This window comes from Pseudomonas piscis (assembly GCF_009380155.1).
In the GTDB taxonomy this organism is placed as follows: domain Bacteria; phylum Pseudomonadota; class Gammaproteobacteria; order Pseudomonadales; family Pseudomonadaceae; genus Aquipseudomonas; species Aquipseudomonas piscis.
Window position 1 is genome coordinate 419,987 of the sequence record NZ_WHUV01000003.1, and the last position, 25,432, is coordinate 445,418.

A 25,432-nucleotide genomic window follows, 5' to 3' on the forward strand; every position below is an offset into this window, starting at 1 on the left:
CCTAGGAAGGGGCGTCGCCAGAGGCCAGATGCATACTTTGCGGCCCTCAGGATTTTCAACTGCCTTTGACGAACATTTCCCGGCTCAGGCCATGGCGCTGCATCTTTTCGTTCAGCGTGCGGCGCGGCAGTTGCAGTTCGTGGAGCACCGCCTTGATCTCGCCCTTGTGCCGGGCCAGGGCGGCGCGCAGGCACTGGGCTTCGAAGGCCTCTTGCTGGGCGGCAAGGGATTGGCCGACGGCGAGCGCTTCGGCCTGCTGTTCTTGCAGTCCCAGCACTTGGCGCTCGGCGGCATTGGCCAGCTCGCGCACGTTGCCTGGCCAGTCATGGCTGAACAGGCGCCCCAGCTGTGGACCGTCCAGCGCGACCACCTGGCGGCCCAGGCGTTGTCCGGCCTGGCGAGCGAAGTGCTCGTAGAGCAGGGGGATGTCCTCGCGGCGTTCGCGCAATGGCGGCAGGCGCAGTTCGGCAACAGTCAGGCGGTAGGCCAGGTCTTCGCGAAAACGCCCGGCCCGGGCCTCTTCCAGCAAGTCGGGCTTGGTGGCGGCGATGACCCGCAGGTCGACGCTGATGCTCTGGTTGGAGCCCAGGCGTTCGAGCTTCTGTTCCTGCAGCACCCGCAACAGCTTGACCTGCTGGGCCAGGGGCATGCTTTCGATCTCGTCGAGGAACAGGGTGCCGCCGTTGGCATATTCCAGCTTGCCGATGCGCTTGCCCTGGGCACCGGTGAAGGCGCCGCTTTCGTGGCCGAACAACTCGGCCTCGAACAGTTGCTCGGGAATCGCCGCGCAATTGAGGGCGACGAAGGGCTTGTCGGCCCGCGGTCCGAAGTCATGCAGGCAGCGGGCGATCAGCTCCTTGCCGCTACCGGTTTCGCCCCGCACCAGCACGTTCACCGGCAGCGGGGCCAGCTCCAGCACCTGGCGGCGCAGGGTCTGCAAGGCCTGGGAAACGCCGAGCAAGGTGGCGTCGAGCCTGGCGCGGCTATCGGCCTGCTGGTGCAGGCGGCGGTTCTCCAGCACCAGCCGGCGCTTGTCCAGGGCCCGGCGCAGGCTGCTGAGGAGGATCTCGGGGCTGAAGGGTTTTTCCAGGAAGTCATAGGCGCCATCGCGCATGGCCTCCACCGCCATGGGCACGTCGCCATGGCCGGTCAGGAGGATCACCGGCAGGTCCGGGTCCAGGCGCTGGACCTGGGCCAGCAGTTCCAGACCGCTGATGCCGGGCATGCGCACATCGCTGAGGATCACCCCGGGAAAGTCCCGTGGCAGTCGCGCCAGGCATTCCTCGGCCCGGCTGAACAGCTGCACCTCGAAGCCCGACAGGCTCAGCCACTGCTCCACGGCGCTGCGGATGCTGGCTTCGTCGTCCACCACCAGCACTGAGTTCAGCATTGGATATGTGCCTCCAGGTCGATGGGCAGGCTCAAGGTGAACACTGCGCCCTGGTCTTGGTTGGCGACGCTCAGGCGGCCGCCCAGTTCATGGACGATGGCGTAGGACACCGCCAGCCCGAGCCCGAGGCCGTCGCCCACCGGCTTGGTGGTGAAGAACGGATCGAACACGCTCAGCAGATGCTCGTCGGCGATCCCGCCGCCGGTATCGGCCACGCGCAACTGCCAGAGCTGGTCCTCGGCCTCGAGGCTGATCTGCAGGTGTTTGTGGGGTTTGTCCAGCATGGCGTCCAGGGCGTTGCGCAGCAGGTTGATCAAGACCTGCTCCAGGCGGATGGCATCGCCGCGGACCCAGGCGGGGCGAGTCACTTGCAGCATGACCTGGATGTTTTCCGTGCGCAGCCGTGCTTCGAGCAGTTGCAGGGACTGGTCCACCACCGCGGCCAGGTCCAGGCGCTCGCGCAGGCCGCTGGGGCTCTTGCGGGCGAAGGTCTTGAGGTGGCTGGTCAGGGCGGCCATACGGGTCAGCATGTCGTCCAGCGGCCGCAGGGCCTTGTAGGCTTCGTCCACCCGGCCGTGCTCCAGCAGCAGTCGCAAGGTGGCCAACTGCATGCGCTGGGTGGTCAGGGGCTGGTTGATTTCATGGGCCAGGGCTGCGGACATCTGCCCCAGGGCCGCGAGCTTGGCCGATTGCACCAGGCCTTCCTGGGCGGTGCGCAGGTCGCGGGTGCGCTCCTCCACCAGTTGCTCCAGCTCCTGGCGATTGCGTTGGCGGATCTTGCCCAGGCGCCAGCGCTGGTTGAGGAAGAGCAGCAGGAACACCAGGGCCAGCCAGGCGCCACCGGCGGCGAGGCCGGCGTTACGGCTTTCCTCGAAGGCACTGGGCGGCTTGCGCAGCAGGTGCAGGGTCCAGCCCTCGGCGGCCAGCGGCAGGGATTCCCAGAGGTAATTGGTCGCGCCCTGGTCGTCCTGGACGCGGATCAACTGGCTGCCGTCGTCGATCTGCTGTAGCTGGGTATGTTGCAGGGGCACCAGCAGTTGCTTGTCGTACTGGCGGGTCAGGCGGATCTCTTCCAGATCGTTGGCCGACAGCGGCTGCAGGTGGCGGTAGCGCCAGCCCGGCTGGTTGGCGATGAACACGATGCCGCGGGCATCGGTCACCAGCAGGGTATCGCTGCCCTGGCTCCATTCATGTTCCAGCTCGGGAAACTCCAGCTTGACCACCATGGCCCCGAGGAACTCGTCGTTGTCGGCCTTGACCGCGCTTGAGAGGAAATACCCGGGGATGCCGCTGGTCACGCCGATGGCATAGAAGCGCCCGCTGCCCTGGCTGCGGGTCTGCTTGAAGTAGGGACGGAAACCGTAGTTGTGGCCGACGTAGCTGCTGGGCAGGCGCCAGTTGCTGGCGGCCACGGCCAGGCCGTCATGGTTGAGCAGTTCCAGGGTCGAGGAGCGGGCGGCGCCGTTGATCTTCTCCAGCTTGCGGTTCAGCGCGTCCTGGGTTTCAGGCGTCACCGATCCCTGGAGCGCCGCGCGTAACTCCGGGTCCAGGGCCAGCACCGCCGGCAGTGCCCGATAGCGTTCGATCAGGGTGTGCAGGGAGTTGGCATACAGTCCCAATTGCTCGTTGGCGCGTGCGGCTTCCTCCACCAGGGTCTGGCGTTCGGCGTGGCGCATGGCCAGGCCGGCGCTGACGACGGTGCCAGCGAGAATCACCAGGATGTAGAACGTCAGGCGAAGGGAGCGTGAGATCTGGGCCATGGGTCGGGGCAGGCTGCATTGGGGGCGGGAACGATAGCATGAGCGCCGGGTGGAACGTTGATCGCGGACAGTGTCGGCAAAGGGCGCGGCACAAAAAAGCGGCGGGCCGTTGGATCAACAGCACCGCCGCTCTGGCCAGGCCGGGAAGGCTTATTGCACTTCTACTGCCAGGCTGTCACTGATCTTTTTCTGCCAGATGGCAGGACCGGTGATGTGTACCGACTCGCCGTTGCTGTCCACAGCGACGGTGACGGGCATGTCCTTGACCTCGAACTCGTAGATCGCTTCCATGCCCAGTTCGGCGAAGGCCAGCACCTTGGACTTCTTGATCGCCTGGGCCACCAGGTAGGCGGCGCCACCGACGGCCATCAGGTACACGGCCTTGCTGTCCTTGATCGCGTCGATGGCGGTCGGGCCGCGCTCGGACTTGCCGATCATGCCCAGCAGGCCGGTTTGCTCGAGGATCTGGCGGGTGAACTTGTCCATGCGGGTGGCGGTGGTCGGACCGGCTGGGCCCACCACTTCGTCACCGACCGGATCCACCGGGCCGACGTAATAGATGAAGCGACCCTTGAGGTCCACCGGCAGCTGTTCGCCACGGTTGAGCATCTCGACCATGCGCTTGTGCGCGGCATCGCGGCCGGTGAGCATCTTGCCGTTGAGCAGGACGGTTTCGCCCGGCTTCCAGCTTTGCACTTCTTCCGGAGTCAGGGTGTCGAGGTTGACGCGACGGGCCGATGGGCCGGCTTCCCAGACGATTTCCGGGTAGGCGTCCAGGGGCGGCGCTTCCAGGGCGGCCGGGCCCGAGCCGTCGAGCACGAAGTGCGCGTGGCGGGTGGCGGCGCAGTTGGGGATCATGCACACCGGCAGCGAAGCGGCGTGGGTCGGGTAGTCCATGATCTTCACGTCGAGCACGGTGGTCAGGCCGCCCAGGCCCTGGGCGCCGATGCCCAGCTGGTTGACCTTCTCGAACAGCTCCAGGCGCAGTTCCTCGATGCGGTTCTGCGGGCCGCGGGCCTTGAGTTCGTGGATGTCGATGGATTCCATCAACACTTCCTTGGCCATCACCGCGGCCTTCTCGGCGGTACCGCCGATGCCGATGCCGAGCATGCCAGGCGGGCACCAGCCGGCGCCCATGGTCGGCACGGTCTTGAGGACCCAGTCGACGATCGAGTCGGACGGGTTGAGCATGGCCATCTTCGATTTGTTCTCGGAGCCGCCGCCCTTGGCTGCCACGTCCACTTCCACGGTGTTGCCGGGAACGATGGAGTAGTGGATCACCGCCGGGGTGTTGTCCTTGGTGTTCTTGCGGGCACCTGCCGGGTCCGCCAGGATCGAGGCGCGCAGGACGTTTTCCGGCAGGTTGTAGGCGCGACGCACGCCCTCGTTGATCATGTCGTCCAGGCTCATGGTGGCGCCGTCCCAGCGCACGTCCATGCCTACGCGCACGAATACGGTGACGATGCCGGTGTCCTGGCAGATCGGCCGGTGGCCGGTGGCGCACATGCGCGAGTTGATCAGGATCTGTGCCATGGAGTCGCGGGCCGCTGGCGATTCTTCGCGCTGGTAGGCCTCGTGCATCGCCTGGATGAAGTCCACGGGGTGGTAGTAGGAAATGAACTGCAGGGCGTCGGCAACGCTCTGAATCAGGTCGTCTTGCTTGATCACGGTCATGAGTCGCGCTCCTCTAAAAGACGGGAACATTTAATAAGGTGACTGCAGCTTGGGTGGATCGGTCGGTTGCAGGCACCTTCCGGGTCATGTACGAAAACGGCCTGCGCGCTGACCCTGCGGCGTTGAAAACAGGCGAGGCGAGTTGTCGTGCAGAACCTTAGGCACGCCGGACAGACAACTGGCGCGACACTAAAAAGGCGCGGCAGTATACCGCGCCTGGGTGCCGGGCACACCCGCCAGGCAGGCAAACGAAAGTCGCCTGGCGCACGGGCACTGTTCTTGCCTTGCAGAGATGACGACCGCTCGGAGGACTGCCGGAAATTTGCATAGTCATTTGCCGGGCGCAGCACTAAAGTGGCGAGTGGCCTGCAGAGTAGGAAACTCTTGAGCCTCTTTATCTCACGGTGAGTCAACGATTGACCCATAAAGCCATCCAGAGCTTGTTATTCAAGCGCTTCACCATCGCTGCGGGCACCTACGGACTGATCCTGCTGCTGTTCTGGCTGGCCGTTCTCACGGGGCACTACCGGGCATCCACCGGTAGTGCACTGCTGGGCACGGTCCTGGTCCTGGCCAGCCAGGGATTGTTGTGCTGGGTATTTCTCAGTGGGCGCAACCTGCGCCTGGCCGATCCCAGCCTGACCGAGGTCCAGGTGGTCCTGGGCATCGCCTGGCAGACCTGGCTGGTCGCCTTGCTCGACCAGGCCCGGGGCGCCTTCCTGGTGTTCTATGTCCTGCCGCTGCTGTTCGGCCTGTTCCATTTGTCGCGCCGGGCCTACCTGCGTTGCACGGTGCTGATCTTCTTCTGCTTTGCCGGCGTCAATCTCTGGGACGGCTATCACTTTGCCCTCGACGACCCGCAGCTGGCGGCGCTGCAGGTCTGCGTACTGCTGGTGATGCTGGTGTGGTTGTGCCTGTACGCCGCCTATGTCCAGGCCTCGCGCTCACGCATGCGCCAGCGCCGATTCGCCTTGCAGGCCCACCAGGACACCTTGCGCGGCATGATGCGCCAGCTCGAGGACCTGGTGGCCACCGACGAGCTGACCGGCTTGTTCAACCGCCGGCACTTCCTGCGTATCGCCGGCCGCGAGCTTCAGGCCATGGACCGGCTGCAGGTCCACGGCTTGGCGCTGATCGACCTGGATCACTTCAAGCGTATCAACGATATCCATGGCCATGCCGCGGGCGACCAGGTGTTGCAGGCGTTTTCCGCGGTGGCCACCGCGTGCCTGCGGGACGGCGATGTGCTGGCGCGTTATGGCGGCGAAGAATTCGTGGTGCTGCTGCCCGAATGCGATGCCGAGCGCCTGACCTCCTGCTGCGAGCGCCTGCGCCTGGCCTTCATGCAAGTGCAACTGGTGGGCCTGGACATCCCCGACCTCAGCCTGTCGGCAGGCATGACCCTGCTGCAGGCCGGCGACGAGCTGGATAACGCCTTGCAGCGCGCCGACCAGGCGCTGTATCGGGCCAAGCGCGATGGGCGCAATCGTTGCTGTGCAGCCTGGGAAACACTCGATGCCTGAATTGACCGTGGGCGGCCAGCGCTGGCAGGTGGCGCCTGGCAGCAACCTGCTGGATGCATTGAACCAGGCAGGGGTGGCCGTTCCCTATAGCTGTCGGGCCGGTAGCTGCCATGCCTGCCTGGTGCACTGCGTCCAGGGCTTGCCCGCCGACAGCCGGCCCGATGCCTTGAGCAACGAGCAGCGGCAACTGGGCTGGCGCCTGGCGTGCCAATGCCAAGTGGTAGAAAACCTGCAGGTAGAGACCTTCGATCCTTTGCGTGATGGCTTGCCCGCCACGGTCATAGGTATCGATTGGCTGTCCACCACCGTCCTGCGCCTGCGCCTGCAACCCGGTCGGCCGCTGCGCTACCGGGCCGGCCAGCACCTGGTGCTGTGGACCGCCAGCCGGATCGCCCGGCCATATTCCCTGGCCAGCCTGCCCGAGGATGATCGCTTCCTGGAGTTCCATCTCGATTGCCGCCATCCGGGGCAATTCAGCGACGCGGCCCGCCAGTTGCAAGTGGGCGATCCGCTACGCCTGGGGGAGTTGCGCGGCGGTGCCCTGCATTACGATCCGGACTGGCAGCAGCGGCCGCTCTGGCTGCTGGCCGCGGGGACCGGCCTGGCACCGTTGTTCGGGGTGCTGCGCGAGGCCTTGCGCCAGGATCACCAAGGCCCCATCCGGGTCATTCACGTGGCCCATGATGCGAGCGAGCACTACCTGGCCAAACCCCTGGCGGCACTGGCGGCCAATCGTCCCGAACTGACCGTGGACCTGCTGGAGGGGGCGCAGCTGGCGTCGTTCCTGGCGCAATTGCGGCTTGTTTCGCGGCAAACCCAGGCCTTACTCTGCGGTCACCCTGACAGTGTCGAAGCCTTCGCCAGGCGCCTCTACCTGGCTGGGTTGCCGCGCAACCAACTGCTGGCCGATGTGTTCCTGCCTCGTGGTTGAGTGCTGATTCCCCCAGAGCGAGATCCCCATGACCGATGCCATCGAGTTGCAACGCGAGGGCGGGCTGCTGACCCTGCGCCTGAACCGCCCCGACAAGAAGAATGCCCTGACCCGCGCCATGTACAGCCGCCTGGCCGAGGTCCTGGTCGAGGCCGATGCCGACCCTGAAATCAACGCGCTGCTGATCTGCGGAAGCAGCGAGTGCTTCACCGCCGGCAATGACATCGCCGACTTTCTCCAGCAACCGCCTACCGACCTGGATAGCCCGGTGTTCCACTTCATGCGCAGCCTGCTGGAGTGCCGCAAGCCGGTGGTGGCGGCGGTGGCCGGCCCGGCGGTGGGCATCGGCACCACCTTGCTGCTGCATTGCGACCTGGTCTATGTCAGTCGTGACGCGCGCTTGCGCATGCCGTTCGTCAACCTCGGATTGTGTCCGGAGTTCGGCTCTAGCCTGATCCTGCCGCGCCTGTTGGGCCAGGCCAGGGCCGCCGAGTTGCTGTTGCTGGGCGAGGGTTTTTCCGGTGAACAGGCAGCCGCCTGGGGTATCGCCACCGCTGCCCTGGAAAGCGGCGCGGCGGCCCTGGCCAAGGCCCGGGAAGCGGCTTTGCGTTTCAGCCAGCTGGCGCCGGGAGCTGTGCAGGTCAGCAAGCAACTGATGAAGGCCCCGGATCGTGAGCTGCTGCGCCGGGTCATCGAGGAGGAGGGCAAGTTGTTCACCCAGCGCCTGCGTTCACCGGAAGCGATCGCTGCCTTGTCCGGGTTCCTCGCCAAGAGCTGAGAGCGCCAGTATTGGCGCTATGCGGAAAAACCCTGCGCACATGAAAAAGCCCCGGCGTGTTCACGCCGGGGCTTTTTTGTCTCGCGCGGAGCCTGAATCAGACTACCGGATCGCCAACGTGCAGGATCTTCATGCCGTTGGTGCCACCAGTGGTGTGGTAGCTATCGCCCTTGGTGAGGATCACCCAGTCGCCTTTTTCCACGACGCCACGCTTGAGCAGTTCGTCGATGGCGGCCTGGCTGACCTGCTCCGGGGGCAGCGATGCCGGGTCGAACGGAATGGTGTAGACGCCACGGAACATGGCGGCCCGGGCCTGGGTCTCGCGATGCGGGGAGTAGGCGTAGATCGGCACCGAGGAGCGGATCCGCGACATGATCAACGGGGTGTAGCCACTCTCGGTCAGGGCGATGATCGCCTTCACGCCGGGGAAGTGGTTGGCGGTGTACATGGCGGCCAGGGCGATGCTCTGGTCGCAGCTTTCGAACACCTTGCCCATGCGGTGGCTGGAGGTCTTGCTGGTCGGGTGCTTTTCCGCACCGACGCAGACCCGCGCCATGGCCTGGACCGCTTCGAGCGGGTAGGAACCGGCGGCGCTTTCCGCCGAGAGCATGACCGCGTCGGTGTAGTCGAGCACGGCGTTGGCCACGTCGGATACTTCGGCACGGGTCGGCATCGGGTTCTGGATCATCGACTCCATCATCTGGGTCGCCACGATCACCGCCTTGTTGTGGCGGCGGGCGTGCAGGATGATTTTCTTCTGGATGCCCACCAGCTCGGCATCGCCGATTTCCACGCCCAGGTCGCCACGGGCGACCATCACCGCATCACTGGCCTTGATCAGTCCATCGAGGGTTTCGTCGTCGGCCACGGCTTCGGCGCGTTCGATCTTGGCCACCAGCCAGGCGGTACCACCGGATTCGTCGCGCAGTTGGCGCGCATATTCCATGTCGGCGGCATCACGGGGGAAGGACACGGCCAGGTAGTCGACCTGCATCTCGGCTGCCAGCTTGATGTCGGCCTTGTCTTTTTCGGTCAGGGCCGGGGCGGTCAGGCCACCACCACGACGGTTGATGCCCTTGTGGTCCGACAGCGGGCCGCCGACGGTCACCACGCAATGCAGTTCGGTGGCGGTGGCGGTTTCCACGCGCATCACCACGCGGCCGTCGTCCAGCAGCAGTTCGTCGCCGACGCCGCAGTCCTTGACCAGGTCCGGATAGTCGATGCCGACGATTTCCTGGGTACCTTCGGTCAGCGAATGGCTGGTGGAGAAGGTGAACTTGTCACCGATCTTCAATTCGATGCGCTTGTTGGTGAACTTGGCGATGCGGATCTTCGGGCCTTGCAGGTCGCCGAGGATCGCCACGAAGCGCCCATGCTTGGCGGCCAGGTCGCGGACCAGTTGGGCGCGGGCCTTGTGCTCGGCGGGAGTACCGTGGGAGAAGTTCAGACGGGCGACATCCACGCCAGCGAGAATCAGTTGTTCGAGAACTTCCGGCGAGTTACTGGCCGGGCCAAGGGTGGCGACGATTTTGGTACGACGAACGGACATGCACGGACTCCTGAATTCAAGCGCAACGAGAGGCTACTATGCTCCGCAGTTGTAGTCATTGTTCGTTTGCACTACTTAAATGCTTTGTTTGTTTGCAGCGACAACCTTGAAGATTTTCGCCAATGAGTCGATACACTGCACAAGACAGGAGATACCCCATGCGATTCGTACTCATTGCTGCCCTGGCCGTCAGTGTTGTCGGCTGTACCCGCTGGTCCATGGACCACCATCTGAACAATGCCTACCGCGCCTATGACGCTGGCAGTTGCGAGCGAGTGATGCTCGAGCTGAGCCAGGTCGATCGCGCCAGCCGTGCGCGGCGCTATATCCAGCCTGAAGTGTCGATGCTGCGTGGCCAGTGCCTGGAGCGCCAGAAGCTGTTCGTCGACGCCGTCCAGACCTACCAGTTCATCATCACCCAGTACCCCACCAGCGAATATGCCTACCGCGCCCGGGCGCGCCTGGACACCTTGCAGCAACTGGGACACTACCCGGCCAATGGTGCGGCCCAGGTTCGTCGCACCGCCTTGTGAGATCCTCTCGGGGGCATTGCCATCGCCCCGGGTGCTTGAGCTAACATTCGTACATGCGGCCCTGCAGGCGTAGTTCTGCAGGTGCGGTTCGAAGACTGCCCCCGATCTTCTCCGGGGCAGGGGCATGGAGCCCTATGGCGACGTTGCTCGCCTACCTGGCCGGGAGAGCGAGCCAGTATCGGGGCCGTTCCGAAGCACTAGCGCGGTCATGCTTAATGACCTTTGCATAGCGATACCCAGCATGTTCACGGAACGTCGGATCGAACGGCAGCAGCTGCCGTCTTTTTTGAAGGTCTTCAACCGGTTCACCGACAAGCCCGTCGGGTTCCTCGGCAATCTCTCGGCCGATGGGCTGATGCTGATCAGCCAATTGCCGATGTTGGTCGGTGGCGAGTTCGAGTTGCGGGTCAAGGTGCCAGCGGGCGAAGGCCAGTTGCAATTGGTGGATTTCAGCGCCCGTTGCCTGTGGTGTCACGAGGACCTCACGCCCCATCACTACGACAGTGGCTTCAGCCTGCAGCGTTCCTCGCCGGAACTGGCCGAGCTGGAGCAGGCCCTGCGGCATTACTTCAGCTTCTATCCGTTGCAGGCCTCGGCCTGACTCCCCGGGCAGCCGCTACAGGCTGCCTGCTTTCTTCCAGTTCAGATAACGGCTTACCAGCTCGGCGCCCAACTCTCCCGGACGGACGTCGAGCAGGCTGATGCCGTGGGCGCCCAGGCGCTCGTGGAGCTCGGCGCGGCTGTTGAGGTAGTGGACCGTGGCGCTATAGGTCAACGCCTCGGAGAGGGTCTGCACCGGCGTCTGACGCACCTGGTCGAGGACTTCTTCGCGCAGGCTGGCCACCAGCACCCGATGCTGGCGCCCGATGCGCTTGACCGCCGTGAGCAGTTCCTGGTCGTCCTCGTCCCGCAGGTTGGTGACCAGTACCACCAGCGCGCGGCGCTTCTGCCGGGCCAGCAGTTCGCTGGCGGCGGCCTGGTAGTCGGCGGGGCGCTGGCTGCTCTGCAGGTCGTAGACGCCGTTGAGCAACACGCTGAGCTGGGCCGGTCCCTTGACCGGTGCCAGGTAGCGTGACGGATTGGCGGCGAAGCTGCACAAGCCCACTGCATCACCCTGGCGCAGGGCCACGTAGCTCAGCAGCAGGCAGGCGTTGAGGGCGTGGTCGAAGTGCGCCAGCTCATCGTCCTGGCTGCGCATGCGGCGTCCGCCATCGAGCATGAAGATGATCTGCTGGTCGCGTTCATCCTGGTATTCCCGGGCGATCGGCGTGCGTTGGCGAGCGGTGGCCTTCCAATCGATCTGGCGCAGGCTGTCGCCCTCGCGAAATTCCCGAAGCTGGTTGAATTCCAGGCCCAGGCCCCGGCGTTGCCGCTGGCGTACCCCGAGTTGGCTGAGCCAGTTGTCCACCGCCAGCAACTGGCCGCCGTAGAGGCGGGCGAAGTCCGGGTAGACCCGGGTGCTGTCCTGGACCGCCACCAGGCGCCGGACCTGCCACAGGCCCAGTGGGCTGGGCAGGCTGATAGCGCACCGTTCGAAATCGAAGCGGCCCCGCAGCAACGGGCGCACGTTGTAGCTCACGCGGCTGGCATGGCCGGGCTCGAGGCTGGCCGACTGCGGCAGGTGTTCGAAGGCCAGGCCCTGGGGCGGATGATCGAACAGCTGCACATCCAGTGCCTGTCCATGGGCGTGGCGGATTTCCAGTTGCACTTCGCTCCAGCGTCCCAGGGGCAGGCTGCCGGGCAGATGCCGGCGTACCTGCGGTGCAGGCAGGCGCCAGGTGCGCCAGGCGTCGAGCAGGGCCAGCAACGACAACGCCAGCACCAGGCCCCAGGCGACCGAGTCCAGGCGTGGGGCGATCTCCACGCCCAGGGCCCGGGTCGCTCCGAGAATGGAGCCCAGGGCGGCCAGGACGCCGAGCCAGATCAGCAGCAAACGGGTCGGTTTCATCACCGTTGGCCGCTCACAGGCGTGGTGCCGGAATTTGCTCGAGCATCTGCTGGAGCACCTGTTCCACCGACAGGCCCTCGATGTCCAGTTCCGGGGCGACACGCACCCGATGGCGCAATACGGCCATGGCGCAGCCCTTGATGTCGTCGGGAATCACGAAGTCGCCACCGCGCAGCAACGCCCGGGCCCGACCGCCGCGTACCAGGGCGATGGACGCCCGCGGGCCGGCGCCGAGGGTCAGGCCCGGCCAGTTGCGAGTCGCCCGGGCCAGGCGCACGGCGTAGTCGAGCACCTGGTCGTCCAGCGGCAGCTCGCTGGCGATGCGTTGCAGGTCCTGCACATCCTCGGCCTGCAGCACGGTACGCAGGGGTTGCACATCGAGCATGTCGGCGCGGGTCGAGCGCGCCACCTGGCGGACCATCTCCAGCTCCTGGACGGCGTCCGGGTAGTCCATGCGCAGCTTGAGCATGAAGCGATCCAGCTCGGCTTCGGGCAGCGGATAAGTGCCTTCCTGCTCGATGGGGTTCTGGGTGGCCAGGACCATGAACGGCTGGGCAATGGGCAGCGCCCGGCCTTCGAGAGTCACCTGGCGTTCCTGCATGGCTTCCAGGAGGGCGGCCTGGGTCTTGGCCGGCGCGCGGTTGATCTCGTCGGCCAGCAGCAGGTTGGTGAACAGCGGCCCCTTGCGCAGCTTGAATTGCTCGCTGGCAAGGTCATACACCGCATGGCCGGTGACGTCGCTGGGCATCAAGTCGGGAGTGAACTGGATACGTGCGAAATCGCCGTCGAAACAGCGGGCCAGGGCACGTACCAGCAGGGTCTTGCCCAGGCCTGGAACACCCTCGAGCAGCACGTGGCCCCCGGCGATCAGCGCCGTCAGCACGTCGTCGATCACCGCTTGCTGGCCGATCACGGCCTTCTGCAGTTCCTGGCGCACCGCCTGGGCCAGCTGGCTGGCCCGTTGCCGCTGCTGGGGCGCTGTGGCTGGGGACGGCTCGGCGCAGGCAAGTGGTTCTGCGGATTGTTCACTCATGGATTACGCAACCTTACTGACGGTTAGTTTTTAGCGCCCATAACACAGGCGCATAACCAAAATTTCTCGCGCTTGTGTCCTGCAGGCCGGCTGGGAGACTGACCAGCCATGCGCATTCTATCCATGCAGTCAGTTTGATTGCATCAAAGCCTGCCATCCTGGCCTTGATCGTTGGGGCTGCTCGAATCACCGCTCTTGATCGAGACGACATTCAGACATTGGCAGGCGGCGCTACGACTCTCTTGCTGTCGGCAGGAGAGGGCGCCGCCGTTGGCTGAATTCTGGGAGTAAGGCCCAGGTTGTAACGCTGCGGCTGCAACAGATGGACGCCACCATCCACGTTGGCTGGGCTAATCCAGCTGGCTAGCAGGGTTTGTCGCCGGGTCATGCCACAAGCTTGATATGAGAGGGGCTAATTCGAGAATTTCTTTTATTTCTTTTTTTTCAAAGGCATTGGTTGTGTTGAAACGGTAGGACGCGGAAAAGAAGTAGTTGTCGCCTTCTGTTGCACCCTCAGGGGGTTTTCTATATCGCTCGCTGGTCTTTCCGAAGTGGATGTTTCTGGCTAGCAATTCTTCAAGATGGACTGCGCGGCATCTTATCTCTGTCTCGCTTGATAGCGAGCTGTTCAAGATGGTGTATCGATTTATTAGCATGTTTCTTAGATTGATGGTTTTTCTGATCGAGCTGTATAAGTCGATATTCAGTGCTTGCTGAATGACGTCGATGATATTGAAGGCCCTGCTGTCGTCGGTGTGTTCTTTTTCGTAGGAATAAAGGTCATTGTCGATGCCGACTGCAAGGAAAATGCAGTTTTTCATTTTTACGAATTCATTTTTCGCTTCGATCATTCTATTGATGGGAATGCTGTTGAGTGCAAGAAAGAGTGAATAGCAGATTTGTGCGCCAAAACTTGAAGATCTAATTGCGCAATATGTATTGAGGGATATGCTGGATTTTGTCTGGTTGCTGCATATTTCCCAGATGAAACCTGACATTTGATTGCTTAAGGCGTTCATCAGATGCATGTGGTTTTTGCGGGGTAGTTGCTTCATGAACCTTTGTCGTATGTCGATAAAGGATTTTATTGCGGGATGCTGGTCATCCAGGCTTGGGTTCTGCTCGTGATCGAACTCGCAGATGAATTTAATGGTGCTGAGCAACTCGATAGTACTATCGGTCGTGTTGGCGGAAGCGCTATTTTCAATTATGTCGTCTATGACCAATATCCAGGATGCCAGGTCGAATACGACATTGATGAACTTGTTGTCGATGCAGGGGTGTATGAGGCGTATGTACTGCGAGGCCGTGTGTACGACGGCTTCGGCGAAACTGCCGTCTTCGATGAGCTGCATTTTCTTCAGCCATAGGGTGCTCCCAAGCAGCTCGGTGTTTTGAGAGTGGTGAGGCTTGAAGTCGAAAGGAAGATAGAGCCGGGTATCGTCATCAGTCATGCTGTTCATTGAGAACCGCCACCTTTCAATCATGATTATTGGTGATCCAATTAAGAACGAAGTGCTGGCGTTTCTATTGTTGGGTTTCGGATCAAGCTTGATCTCATTGCCAGTGACCTCTTGCCTGGTGTTTGTCGGCGCGGTTGCCCAGTGGGTCATCAATGGCCAATTTGTCCCCTGGGTGTCTATGGCTATCTAGATGAGTTGGGGTTTTATTGGCCCTGAAATCCCCATGCTTCGTAGCAGGGCGATAACTTTTCACCAGGTATTGGAACAGTATGGCTGTCCTTGAACAGAGGGTTTTATAAGGTGGCTCGGGAGAGTTTGGAAAGCTGCAGAACTGGCGACTTCATATGGCGCTTTCGCGAAACTGCTTGCAGAGATACACAATGATGGCCGGTAGTATTCTTCTGCGCCATGCGCAACATGGCTGATAGCTGGGATTGGAGTTGCAAGTTCCTTGTCGCTGGAGGCGCTAACGAATCTTGCTCGGTAGCTGGAACAAGCCAAGCTGCTGTTTTGCCATTGCCAGGGTGTTGATTTGTCTTGTGGGAATCGTTCCCAATAGCAGTCTCTATCCATGATGTTTTTCGCTTGAGTATGTTCGGTAAGCGTCAGTAGATGGTTTTATAGTTGGTTGTGTTTTTCAGTCCGATGTTGCGTCATGGCCAAGGAGATTGAAAAGAAGAGGGGGAAGCTGGTGTGTGTCAGGTTTGGAAACACAACAGTAAAAGTACCCAGGTTGGACCCGCAGGCTCTCAATAGTTTCTAGCACATCCCATGATGCTGATTAGCACGTTTGGCTATATCGGGAGCTTGCGATGTTCAAGCCTGGTCTAGTGGGTTTTAGTGCCTGTGCCCTCATCAGCTGTGATGGGCTCTCGTAGGCTGAGGCTGTCCCGGGGTATCGCTATCGCAATGCTTTGGTTGTCGTGTGGGACAAAAGATCACAAGGCATTCCTGAGGGTTTGCAGTTGGGCGACCAGGTGGCTGAAGTCGGTACTGGACAGCCGTTGCCCGGACCACGGTTGCAGTGCTTGCCTGGCTGCCTCCACGGGTTGCTGGCTGAGCAGCGCGAGCACTTCGCACTGGGCTTGGGGCTCGAGTTGTTCGAAGCCCGGGTGTCGGCGCCGGGCCCGGCGCCGGATGTCCAGTTGCAGGGCCTGCACCAAGGGGCCCTGGCCGCCATGGCGAAGAATGAAACCGGCACTGGCGCGCAGGTGCTCGAGTAGCTGGCGCCGGGCCTTGGGCGCCGGTGCCAGCAATGGGCCCTGGCGGAATCCGGCGTGCCACAGCCACAGGACGATGAGCAGGCCGAGGGCCACCAGCGCCTGGGGGAAGTTCTTCCACAACAGTTGCCAGAGATTCGGATGGTTGGTGTCGAACAGCAACGTCACCGCGGTATCGGCGTTCAGGTACCACAACAGCCAGGCGTTGTCGTAGCGACCGATGGCCGGGCTCTTCCAGATATCGGCATCGGTCAGCACGGTGATGCTGCCCTTGCCGTGCTCGAGCTGCAGCATGTGGGTGGCCACGCCGCTGCTGGCCCAGGACTGCGCGAGGCCTTGCGGGTCTTCGAGGTGGTAGGCGGTATCGAAGCTGATGTAGGCCGGGGCCCGCTCGCCTTCGACATGGACCTTGGTCAGCTTCGGATAAGCGTCGTCCGCCTCCGGCTCCGGTGGTTCCTCGAGGTCCTCGCTCATCATCTGCTGCACCTGGACCCGGTCCAGCAGCAGGTCGCCGCTTTGTTCGGTCTCCTCGTCCCACAGCGCTTCGGCGACGAACACCAGGTGTCCGCCGGCACGGGCCCAGTCCAGTACCTGGTCGGCCTGGTGTGGGCTCATGTTCGAGCGATCCCCGAGCATCAGCAGGCTATTGCCGGCAGGCTTGAGAGTCGCCAGCACCTCCAGGCCATTGGCGTGTTCCACCTTGAGGCCACGTTCGCGCAGGAACATCTGCGCCGCCAGGTAGGGGTTGGCCAGGGCTTCCGGCGACGGACCGTGATCCACCAGCTCCTGGTAGGGCGTGGCATGGCGATAGAGGTAATAGCCGGAAGTGCCGAGCACCAGGATCACCAGCAGGGCAAGGATGCCCAATACGGTACGACTCATGATGCGACTCCTGGGCCGAAGAGCTGGCGCCAGCCATCGCACAGGCGTGGCTGCGCCTCGGTGCCGGGAACCTGGTGCCCGTAGGCCATGTTCTGCCAATGCCGGGTCAGTTCGATGCTGAAGCTCTCCAGCTGCGGGTGCCGCAGGGCCTTGATCCGTTCCAGCACCTGGCCTTCGGTGTCGCCGATGTCCAGGGGCAGGTGGAAGTCTTCCAGCAGGCGGCTGAGCAGGGCCCGATAGAGCAGGCCCAGGGCTTCGCGCGGTTGGCTTGGCCAGAGCGCGGCGACATGGGCCGCGACATCATCCGGCAAGGTCTGGCTGCCGACCTCCAGGCCGAACAGTTGCTGAGGCATGGCCGGTGGACGGGTCTTGCGTGGCTGCGGGCGCCAGCCGACGAAAGTGCGCAACCAGTCGCGATATCGCCACAGCAACCATGCCAGCGCTCCCAGCAGCAGCCCCCAGAGCAATATCTCCAGGCCTTTGCCCAGGGCGTTGAAGTTGCTCTTGCCCAGGCCTTCCAGCAGATCCTTGAGCCAACCCGGCGGCTTGCCCTTGGCGTCTTTTTTCTGTGGTTGCTCTTCGCCGAAGCGATAGCGGGTCACCGATTCTTGATTCTTGAACGGTGGCTTTTCCAGGATGCCCTTGATGCTGTCCTGCGCCGCCTTGCTGGTAAGCGGCTGTTGCAGCAGGCGCGGACTCTCGGGACCAGCCACGACCTGCTTGGCATTGCTGGCGGTGGCGGCCCAGAGCGACTGGCTGGGTACCAGCCACAACGCGCCCAGTACCAGCAGCAAGGCGCTGGCACCGGCCAGGCGCTGGCGCAGGCGGCGGAACACCAGTTCGATGTCCCAGGCTTCCAGCTCAGTGCGGCGGTTGAGGTACAGGCTGAAGCCGCAGGCTACGTAGAGCGGCTCCCAGACCACCAGCACCAGGGCGTAGAAGGCATTGGTCAGGTGTTCCAACCATAGCCAGTCCTGCTGGGCGGCGACGATCAGGGTCTGCCAGTTCCAGTCCAGTTCCACTTGCTGCGGCAATAATAGGTAAAACAACGCCATCAGGCCGATCCACAGCGCGCCTTCCAGGTGCACCCCGATCACTGTCAGCCAGCGAGCGGCCCCGGCATTGCGCTGCAGCAGTACCCCCAGGCGTTGCTGGCGGGCATCGCCGCTCAGCCCCTCGAGTTGCATTACCGGCATCAGGAAGCTGCGGCTCATGCTCAAGCGGCGCCAGGTTAGGCTGGCCAGCAGTTGCGGCTTGAGCAGGCGTGGCCATTGCCGCAAAGCCTGGCCCAGGCTCGGGGTATCGCCGAACAGCGCCTTGGACAGGATGAACAGCGGCAGGCGCTCGAAGGCCGGCTTCAGCCACCAGAACAACAGCAATGCCAGGGATGGCCAATCCCAAAGCAACAGGCTCAGCAGGGCGAACACCGGCAAGCTGACGATGGCCCAGCTGGTCATCAACAAGCCCCGGTGGCGCTGGCCCATGAGCATGCCCAGGTCCATGGCTTCCCAGGCGTTGCGCGGGCGGATCACCACGCTGGCATCACTCAGGCGCATGGGGGACTCTTCCGGCAAGGCCCAGGTAGGACAGGACCAGGGCCCACAGCGCTGCGCCGACGCTGTACTTGACCCAGGGCGCGGGCCAGGTCATGGAGGACCAATAGGCCTCGATGAAGGCTGCGATCAACAGGAAGACGATCACCCCATAGACCAATTGCACGCTGATTCGCGCCGCCTGCAGCAGGGCTTCGCCACGAGACAGGCGACCAGGGGCGATCAGCGCCCAACCCAGCTTCAGGCCTGCGGCACCGGACAGGGCGATGGCCGTGAGCTCGAAGGCGCCATGGCCGATGACGAAAGGCCAGAAGGTCTGGCCGAAACCGATCTGGGTCAGGTGGCCGGCGATGGCCCCGATGATCAGGCCATTGAAGACCAGGAAGAACACGCTGCCCAGGCCGAACAGCAGGCCGCTGGCGAACGTCTGAAAGGCGATGCCGATGTTGTGCATGATGTAGTAGCCGAACATCACCCAGTCTTCGCTGGAGGCGCGTTCGACGGCGCGACCCAGGTGACCGGCGGCCGGGTCGTACATGCCGCGCATTTCGCCCACTTGTTGTTGGCTGATCAGGCTGTAGACCAGTTCGGGATACAGGTACACCAGCAGACCTATGCCCAGCAGGCTGACGAAGAACAGCAGGCTGGCGATCGTTACCAGGCGCCACTCCTGGCGCACCAGGCGCGGGAAGCCGGCCAACAGGAAGCCCAGTACGTTGGCGCTGATGGCGGTGCGCCGGCGGTATAGCTGCTGGTGGCCGCGCAGCGCCAGCTGTTGCAGCGGATCGATCAGGTAGCTGCTGTAGCCGCGCTCCTGGGCCAGGGCCAGGTGCTGGCACAGGCGCCGGTAGTCCTGGACGAAGGTCTGGCATTGCTCGGCCTTGGCCCGGCCTTGTTCAAGTTGCTCGAGCAGTTGTGCGAAGTGCTGCCATTGGGCCTGGTGGCGGCTCTCGAAAAGACTTTGCTTCATGTCGCTCCCAGGAAACCGCGGGCAATGCCGTTGAGTTCGGCAGTGGCCTGGGCGGTGGGTACGTGCAGTGGCTGGGCCAGGATGGCCGCCAGCTCCTGGGTCCGTTCAGCGGACAGCTGGGCTTGGCGCTCGGCGAAACCGAGGATCGCCCGTTGTTCATCCAGGCTCAGGGCGAAGGGCGCGCTGCGGGGCGTGGCCGGGGGAAGTTGCGGCCGTTCGACTGTCTGCTCGCGATAGATCACCAGGGTACCGGCGGCCAGGTCGCCCAGGCGCTTGAAGGCCGGGTGCTGCAGGCAACTGATGGCGCCGAGGAAGTAAGCGAACGGCAGCATGTCGGCAAAGCGCAGCAGGTTGCGGGTCAGGGAGGCGCTCCAGCCGATCGGCGTGCCATCGTCCTGTACCACCCGCAGCCCCATCATCTGCTTGCCGGGGGAGCGGCCCTGGTTCAGCACCTCGAACAGCACCATGTACCACCAGCTGATCAGGAACAGCAGGATCGAACCCAGGCCGATGCCGATCTCGCCGAAAAAGCCCAGGGCGACGAACAGCACGCCCATGACCAGGGCGCGGATGCCCAGGTCCAGGCCATAGGCCAGGGCACGAACCAGCAGTCCCGCCGGTCGCAGTGGCAGATCGATACCCTCCGGGGTCTCGACCTGGTAACGCGTATCCAATGGCGGGGGCAGCGATGCGTTCCTTGGCGGTGCTGGTGTTTCGGACATGGGCAACTTGCTGGATGGCCTGGTGGAGAAAAATCCAGCGCCGATGCTAGCAGTGTCTGAGGGGCAAACGACATCATTAACTGCGAATTAAAGCACTTCGGGGCAGGGCTGCGGGTCGATGCGGCTGGCCCTGGCGCTATGCAAGCGCCTAGACTGCGTCGGTCTTTCAGTTCAGGAACAGGCCGTGACTTCCCTCTTTTGGTACGACTACGAAACCACTGGCATCAACCCGCGCAACGACCGTCCGTTGCAAGTGGCAGGTATTCGCACCGACCTGGCGCTCAATGAAATTGACGAGCCGGTCAACCTCTATTGCCAGCCCGCCGACGATATCCTGCCGCACCCGGCAGCTTGCATGATCACCGGCATCACTCCGCAGCGCCTGGCCGAGCGCGGGTTGAGCGAGGCCGATTTCATGACCCGGGTGCATCAGCAGTTGGCCCGCCCGGGAACCTGCGGCGCGGGCTACAACACCTTGCGTTTCGACGACGAGATGACTCGCTACGGCTTGTATCGGAATTTCTTCGACCCCTATGCCCGGGAGTGGCAAGGCGGCAACAGTCGCTGGGACCTGATCGATGTGGTGCGGGCGGCCTATGCGTTGCGCCCCCAGGGTATCGCCTGGCCTGAAGAGCAGGGCCAGGTGACGCTGAAACTGGAGCGCCTGACGGCAGAGAATGGCATCGACCATGGCCAGGCCCACGAGGCCTTGTCCGATGTGCGAGCGACCATTGCCCTGGCGCGACTGATCCGCGACAAGCAGCCCAAGCTCTATGAATGGTTGTTCCAGTTACGCAGCAAGCAGCGGGTGATGGACCAGATCCGCCTGTTGCAGCCGATGGTGCACATCTCCGGGCGTTTCTCTGCCGCGCGGCATTATGTCGGCGTGGTGTTGCCCCTGGCCTGGCATCCGCGCAATCGCAATGCCTTGATCGTCTGCGACCTGCACCTGGATCCCCAAGGGCTCCTGGATCTGGATGCCCAGACGTTGCGCCAGCGCCTGTATACCCGGCGTGAAGACCTGGCCGAAGGCGAATTGCCGGTGCCGTTGAAACTCATCCATATCAATCGCTGCCCGGTGGTGGCGCCGTTGAATGTGTTGCGTGTCGAAGATCAACAGCGCCTGCACTTGGATATGGAACAATACCAGCGCCGCGCTTTGCGTCTGAGCGAGGCTCGGGAAGTTTGGCAGGATAAACTTTCGCTGATTTACGGACCTGATGAATTCGCTGCCAGCGAGGATCCGGAGCAGCAGTTGTACGATGGCTTTATTGGTGATCGCGATCGCCGCTTGTGTGAGCAAGTACGCCAGGCCGATCCGCAGCATTTGGCTCTGCAAGAATGGCCGTTCGATGATGAGCGGTTGCCGGAACTTCTGTTCCGCTACCGTGCCCGTAACTTTTCGGAAACATTGAGCAAGGATGAGCAAGAGCGCTGGCGCGGATTCTGCCAGCAGCGTTTGCTTGATCCGCAACTGGGGGCGCCCAATACCCTGGAAAGTTTTCGGCAGGCTCTGGAGCAATCCCTGCTAAGTGCTGATCCGAGACAACGCCAGGTGCTGGAGCAGTGGCAGCAACATGTTCGCGATCTGGCCCTGCGACTGGGCCTTTAAAAAGTTGACGGCGGCGTTCGACGTGAACGCCAGGCATAAAAAACGCCAGTGACCTGGCGTTTTTTAGTTGTAGCGAAAAGACCGTGGGTCGGTCTGCGAGCCTTAGCCCAGCAGGGTTGCCCAGCCTTCAACCACATCGCCACCCCACTTGGCTTTCCACTCTTTGAGGGTCTTGTGGTTGCCGCCTTTGGTTTCGATGACTTCACCGTTATGCGGGTTTTTGTACTGTTTAACTTTACGCGCACGCTTGGTGCCGGTGGTTTTCACAGCGGCCCGCGGCGCTTTAACTTTGGATTCCGGATCCAGCAGCGCGATGATGTCGCGCAGGGACTTGGAGTACTCGCCCATCAGGCTGCGCAGTTTGCCTTCGAACTCCAGCTCGGCTTTCAGCTTGTCGTCTTGGGACAGGTTCTTCAAACGTGCTTGCAGTTCTTTGATAGCTTCTTCTGTTGCACGGTATTCGTTGATCAGGGACATGGGGGCTACCTTGTTGGGCGCTGGGTGGCTGGATGACAATTTTGCAATAATAGTCACGGAGTTTGTACAAGTAAACATAATACCGATGCTTTATTTGGTCTTCTTAGTGTCTTTAGGCGTAACAGTCATTTCGCTATTTAATAGAAGGGCAGGTTTTCTTGTGATATTCACAAATTAGTTGTGCGCTATTTGCAAGTGTTGCCATCTGTACTGGGAGCACCGCTGGTTAAGCCTGATCTAAGGCCTTGTTACCGGCCTCGATCGGCACTGCTGGTGCAATGAATACTGCAGTTTTGCTGCGCAATGGCTAGAATGGCGACCTTTGCGAAGTTCTGGAGTTTCCCCCCCATGCGCACCTTTCGGTTGGTGATTTCTTGCCCTGACCGCGTTGGCATCGTTGCCAAAGTCAGTAACTTTCTGGCCTCCCATAACGGTTGGATCACCGAAGCGAGCCACCACTCGGACAACCAGAGCGGTTGGTTCTTCATGCGCCACGAGATTCGTGCCGACTCCCTGCCTTTTGGCCTCGAGGCATTTCGCCAGGCGTTCGCGCCGATCGCCGAAGAGTTCTCGATGGACTGGCGGATCACCGATACCGCCGAGAAAAAGCGCGTGGTGCTGATGGCCAGCCGCGAGTCCCATTGCCTGGCCGACCTGTTGCACCGCTGGCACAGCAATGAGCTGGACTGCGATATCCCTTGCGTGATTTCCAACCACGACGACCTGCGCAGCATGGTCGAATGGCACGGTATCCCGTTCTTCCACGTTCCGGTGGATCCGAAGGACAAGCAGCCGGCCTTCGCCGAGGTCTCGCGCCTGGTCAAGGAGCATGGTGCCGACGTGGTGGTGCTGGCGCGCTACATGCAGATCCTGCCGCCGCAGCTGTGCCAGGAGTACGCCCAGCAGGTCATCAACATCCACCACAGCTTCCTGCCGTCCTTCGTCGGCGCCAAGCCTTACCACCAGGCATCCCTGCGTGGCGTGAAGCTGATCGGCGCCACCTGCCACTACGTGACCGAAGAGCTGGACGCCGGTCCGATCATCGAGCAGGACGTGGTGCGGGTCAGCCATAGCGACAGCATCGAGGATATGGTGCGGTTCGGGCGTGATGTGGAGAAGATGGTGCTGGCCCGCGGCCTGCGCTACCACCTGGAAGACCGCGTGCTGGTGCACGGCAACAAGACCGTGGTGTTCTGATTGAAAAAAACCAGGAGCGGGCGCTGAATATCCCGGTCCTGGTTTGCAATCGACGAGGTCAGCCCCATGACCGATCCTCTGGATAAAGCCACTTCCCAGGCTCCCGCCGTACTGGGCGAGGGTTGCCTGAGCCGCTACGACCCCGATGAACTTGATGCCGAGGATGGCACCGATTTCCCGGGGGCGGCCGAACTCTGGGAGCAGTTGCAGCAAGAGCCTTCTGCGCCATCGCGTTGAGGCTGATGGCCGGCGCCTGATGCGCCGCCGGCCTGTCCAAGGGGCGTTCGCCCCGATCTTCAGATCCTGAAACTGCCCACCAGGTGCTTCAGGCGTGCTGCCTGCTGCTCCAGGTCGGAGCAGGCGCGCAGGGTCGCCTGCAGGTTTTCCACGCCTTCCTGGTTCAGGGTATTGATCTCGGTGATGTCCATGTTGATGGACTCCACCACCGAGGTCTGCTCTTCAGTGGCGGTGGCCACCGACTGGTTCATGCCGTCGATCTCGCCGATACGCTGGGTCACGCTGTTCAGGCGTTCTCCGGCCTGGTTGGCGATCTCCACGCTGTCCTGGCTGTGGCGCTGGCTGTTGCTCATGGTGCTGACGGACTCACGGGCGCCGACTTGCAGCTCCTCGATCATGGTCTGCACCTGTTGCGCCGACTCCTGGGTGCGGTGCGCCAGGTTGCGTACTTCGTCGGCGACCACGGCGAAGCCACGTCCGGCCTCGCCGGCACGGGCGGCCTCGATCGCGGCGTTGAGCGCCAGCAGATTGGTCTGCTGGGAAATGCTGGTGATCACCTCGAGGATCTGGCCGATGTTCACGGTCTTGCTGTTGAGGGTCTCGATGTTGTTGCTGGAGGCACTGATCATGTCCGACAGCTGGTTCATCGCCTGGATGCTGCGATCCACCACTTGCTGGCCATCCTCGGCCAGGTTGCGAGCGTCACTGGCTTGTTGCGAAGCTTGGGCGGCGTTGCGGGCGATTTCCTGGGCCGCGGCGCCCAGCTGATTGATGGCGGCGGCGACGCTATTGGTGCGACTGGCCTGTTCGTCGGAGTTGAGCATCGACGAGTTGGAGGCGCTGACCACACGCAGTGCGACCTCGTTGACGTGTTCGGTGGCCGAGGACACCTCGCGGATCGAGCCGTGGATGCGTTCCACGAAGCGGTTGAAGGCGATGCCCAGGATGCCGAACTCGTCGTGGTTATGGATGTTCAGGCGGCGGGTCAGGTCGCCTTCACCGTCGGCGATGTCCTGCATGGCACGGGTCATCACGTGCAAGGGTTGCATCAGCAGGCGAATCAGCAGGCCCAGCAGGGCGATAGTGAGGGCCACCGCCGTCAGGGTGGCGATCACCGCCGAGGTGCGGAATTCGCTGAGCATCGCGAAGGCCTTGTCCTTGTCCACCGACAGGCCGATGTACCAGTTCACCGAGGACAAGCCCTTGATCTGGGTGAAGGTGACGATGCGCGTCTTGCCGTCGACACTGACTTCGCTCAGTTCATTGCTGATCTTCGGCGTGTCCTGGGGGTAGATGTCCTTGAGGTTCTTCATCACCAGGTTCTTGTCCGGGTGGACCAGCACCTTGCCGTCGGCACTGATCAGGAAGGCGTAGCCCATACCGTCGAAGTCCAGGGCGTTGACCGTGTCGGCGATCACTTGCAGGCTCAGGTCGCCGCCGACCGCGCCGGTGCGCTGGCCGTTCTTGAGCACGCTATCGACGATGGAAATCACCAGTTGCCCCGTGGCCAGGTCGACATAGGGTTCGGTCAGGGCCGAGCCATTGGTGCTTTCGGCGCTCTTGTACCAGGGGCGCGCGCGCGGGTCGTAGCCATCGGGCATCTTGCTGTCCGGGCGGATAATGAAGCTGCCGTCCTGGTTGCCCAGGTAGGCACCCATGAAGGTGGAGCTCACGGCCTTCTGTTGCAGCAGGTTGCTGACATTGGCCAGGTCGGGGTTCAGGGCCACCGACTGGGAGAGGTTCTCGATCAACAGCGCACGGCCAGCGAGCCAGGTCTGAATATTTTTTGCAGTGACGTCGCCCATTTCCTGAAGATAGTTGTCCAGATCATCACGGATGGCGTTACGTTGCAGGTAATCGTTATAGAGCGTGAATAGTGCAAAGGCAGCTATGACGATGAGCGAGGCGGCAAGCAGGATCTTGTGGCTGAAGCGCAGATTTTTGTTCATGGCTTGGGGTGTCCGCTAAGGTCTTTGAGTC

21 protein-coding genes and 1 pseudogene are annotated in these 25,432 nt (G+C 62.6%); 8 read left to right on the forward strand and 14 right to left on the reverse strand.

Annotated features, from left to right (window positions below; all coding sequences use genetic code 11):
• Nucleotides 1–55 precede the first annotated feature (55 nt).
• From GDH07_RS18850 to GDH07_RS18860, 3 genes are all read right to left on the reverse strand, one after another.
• Nucleotides 56–1,390, reverse strand: coding sequence for a sigma-54-dependent transcriptional regulator (locus GDH07_RS18850; RefSeq protein WP_152898504.1), 1,335 nt, complete (start codon nt 1,388–1,390; stop codon nt 56–58).
• A complete protein-coding gene (locus GDH07_RS18855; protein ID WP_022640552.1) occupies nt 1,384–3,150 on the reverse strand; it encodes an ATP-binding protein in 1,767 nt (588 codons plus the stop codon). The genes GDH07_RS18850 and GDH07_RS18855 overlap by 7 nt, the downstream gene beginning before the upstream one ends.
• Nucleotides 3,151–3,300: 150 nt before the next feature.
• Nucleotides 3,301–4,824 carry a fumarate hydratase gene (locus tag GDH07_RS18860; protein WP_022640551.1) on the reverse strand — a complete coding sequence of 508 codons (1,524 nt, stop codon included), beginning with the start codon at nt 4,822–4,824 and terminating at the stop codon, nt 3,301–3,303.
• A gap of 416 nt (nt 4,825–5,240) precedes the next feature.
• Between GDH07_RS18860 and GDH07_RS18870 the strand changes: the two genes are divergently transcribed.
• From GDH07_RS18870 to GDH07_RS18880, 3 genes are read left to right on the forward strand one after another with little or no spacing between them, the layout of a single operon-like run.
• The gene (locus GDH07_RS18870; RefSeq protein WP_152898505.1) at nt 5,241–6,347 is read left to right on the forward strand and encodes a GGDEF domain-containing protein; all 1,107 of its coding nucleotides are present in this window, start codon (nt 5,241–5,243) and stop codon (nt 6,345–6,347) included.
• Nucleotides 6,340–7,278 carry an iron-sulfur-binding ferredoxin reductase gene (locus GDH07_RS18875; protein ID WP_152898506.1) on the forward strand — a complete coding sequence of 313 codons (939 nt, stop codon included), beginning with the start codon at nt 6,340–6,342 and terminating at the stop codon, nt 7,276–7,278. The genes GDH07_RS18870 and GDH07_RS18875 overlap by 8 nt, the downstream gene beginning before the upstream one ends.
• Before the next feature lie 28 nt (nt 7,279–7,306).
• Entirely contained in the window at nt 7,307–8,056 is a 750-nt protein-coding gene (locus GDH07_RS18880; protein ID WP_022640547.1) for an enoyl-CoA hydratase-related protein, read from the forward strand.
• Between the two features lie 97 nt (nt 8,057–8,153).
• Here the strand turns inward: GDH07_RS18880 and pyk are convergent, their stop codons facing one another.
• A complete protein-coding gene (gene pyk / locus GDH07_RS18885; RefSeq protein WP_152898507.1) occupies nt 8,154–9,605 on the reverse strand; it encodes a pyruvate kinase in 1,452 nt (483 codons plus the stop codon).
• Nucleotides 9,606–9,763: 158 nt separating this feature from the next.
• On the opposite strand from pyk, the gene GDH07_RS18890 reads away from it, so the two are divergent.
• On the forward strand, nt 9,764–10,138 hold the full coding sequence (locus GDH07_RS18890; RefSeq protein WP_022640545.1) for a hypothetical protein: 375 nt from the start codon (nt 9,764–9,766) through the stop codon (nt 10,136–10,138).
• Between the two features lie 241 nt (nt 10,139–10,379).
• On the forward strand, nt 10,380–10,739 hold the full coding sequence (locus GDH07_RS18895; RefSeq protein WP_022640544.1) for a PilZ domain-containing protein: 360 nt from the start codon (nt 10,380–10,382) through the stop codon (nt 10,737–10,739).
• 15 nt (nt 10,740–10,754) lie between these two features.
• On the opposite strand, the gene GDH07_RS18900 is transcribed toward GDH07_RS18895, so the two are convergent.
• From GDH07_RS18900 to GDH07_RS18930, 7 genes are all read right to left on the reverse strand, one after another.
• Complete coding sequence (locus GDH07_RS18900; RefSeq protein WP_152898508.1) at nt 10,755–12,086, reverse strand: DUF58 domain-containing protein; 1,332 nt, start codon at nt 12,084–12,086, stop codon at nt 10,755–10,757.
• A gap of 13 nt (nt 12,087–12,099) precedes the next feature.
• Entirely contained in the window at nt 12,100–13,119 is a 1,020-nt protein-coding gene (locus tag GDH07_RS18905; RefSeq protein ID WP_152898509.1) for an AAA family ATPase, read from the reverse strand.
• Nucleotides 13,120–13,469: 350 nt separating this feature from the next.
• Nucleotides 13,470–14,582: a terpene synthase family protein gene (locus GDH07_RS18910; RefSeq protein WP_152898510.1), complete on the reverse strand. Its 1,113-nt coding sequence runs from the start codon at nt 14,580–14,582 to the stop codon at nt 13,470–13,472.
• A 938-nt stretch (nt 14,583–15,520) separates the two neighbouring features.
• Nucleotides 15,521–16,684, reverse strand: coding sequence for a DUF4350 domain-containing protein (locus GDH07_RS18915; protein ID WP_152898511.1), 1,164 nt, complete (start codon nt 16,682–16,684; stop codon nt 15,521–15,523).
• Nucleotides 16,681–18,240, reverse strand: coding sequence for a DUF4129 domain-containing protein (locus GDH07_RS18920; protein WP_152898512.1), 1,560 nt, complete (start codon nt 18,238–18,240; stop codon nt 16,681–16,683). Before GDH07_RS18920 ends, GDH07_RS18915 begins: the two co-directional genes overlap by 4 nt.
• Nucleotides 18,227–19,207 carry a stage II sporulation protein M gene (locus GDH07_RS18925; protein WP_085595210.1) on the reverse strand — a complete coding sequence of 327 codons (981 nt, stop codon included), beginning with the start codon at nt 19,205–19,207 and terminating at the stop codon, nt 18,227–18,229. The genes GDH07_RS18920 and GDH07_RS18925 overlap by 14 nt, the downstream gene beginning before the upstream one ends.
• Nucleotides 19,204–19,929: an RDD family protein gene (locus tag GDH07_RS18930; RefSeq protein ID WP_031320398.1), complete on the reverse strand. Its 726-nt coding sequence runs from the start codon at nt 19,927–19,929 to the stop codon at nt 19,204–19,206. Before GDH07_RS18930 ends, GDH07_RS18925 begins: the two co-directional genes overlap by 4 nt.
• A gap of 184 nt (nt 19,930–20,113) precedes the next feature.
• Between GDH07_RS18930 and sbcB the strand changes: the two genes are divergently transcribed.
• Nucleotides 20,114–21,541, forward strand: coding sequence for an exodeoxyribonuclease I (gene sbcB / locus GDH07_RS18935; RefSeq protein ID WP_343038286.1), 1,428 nt, complete (start codon nt 20,114–20,116; stop codon nt 21,539–21,541).
• A gap of 102 nt (nt 21,542–21,643) precedes the next feature.
• On the opposite strand, the gene mvaT is transcribed toward sbcB, so the two are convergent.
• Nucleotides 21,644–22,018 carry a histone-like nucleoid-structuring protein MvaT gene (gene mvaT, locus GDH07_RS18940; protein WP_022640534.1) on the reverse strand — a complete coding sequence of 125 codons (375 nt, stop codon included), beginning with the start codon at nt 22,016–22,018 and terminating at the stop codon, nt 21,644–21,646.
• 348 nt (nt 22,019–22,366) lie between these two features.
• Between mvaT and purU the strand changes: the two genes are divergently transcribed.
• Together purU and GDH07_RS32330 are read left to right on the forward strand one after the other, a co-directional pair.
• Nucleotides 22,367–23,215, forward strand: a complete 849-nt coding sequence (gene purU / locus GDH07_RS18945) for a formyltetrahydrofolate deformylase (protein ID WP_022640532.1) — start codon at nt 22,367–22,369, stop codon at nt 23,213–23,215.
• Between the two features lie 66 nt (nt 23,216–23,281).
• The gene (locus GDH07_RS32330; protein WP_164485039.1) at nt 23,282–23,452 is read left to right on the forward strand and encodes a hypothetical protein; all 171 of its coding nucleotides are present in this window, start codon (nt 23,282–23,284) and stop codon (nt 23,450–23,452) included.
• Nucleotides 23,453–23,511: 59 nt separating this feature from the next.
• On the opposite strand, the gene GDH07_RS32895 is transcribed toward GDH07_RS32330, so the two are convergent.
• On the reverse strand, nt 23,512–24,276 hold the full coding sequence (locus GDH07_RS32895) for a methyl-accepting chemotaxis protein (protein ID WP_371263433.1): 765 nt from the start codon (nt 24,274–24,276) through the stop codon (nt 23,512–23,514).
• Nucleotides 24,277–24,369: 93 nt separating this feature from the next.
• Nucleotides 24,370–25,401 (reverse strand): annotated as a pseudogene (locus GDH07_RS32900) (HAMP domain-containing protein); the annotation flags it as partial.
• Nucleotides 25,402–25,432: the final 31 nt, after the last annotated feature.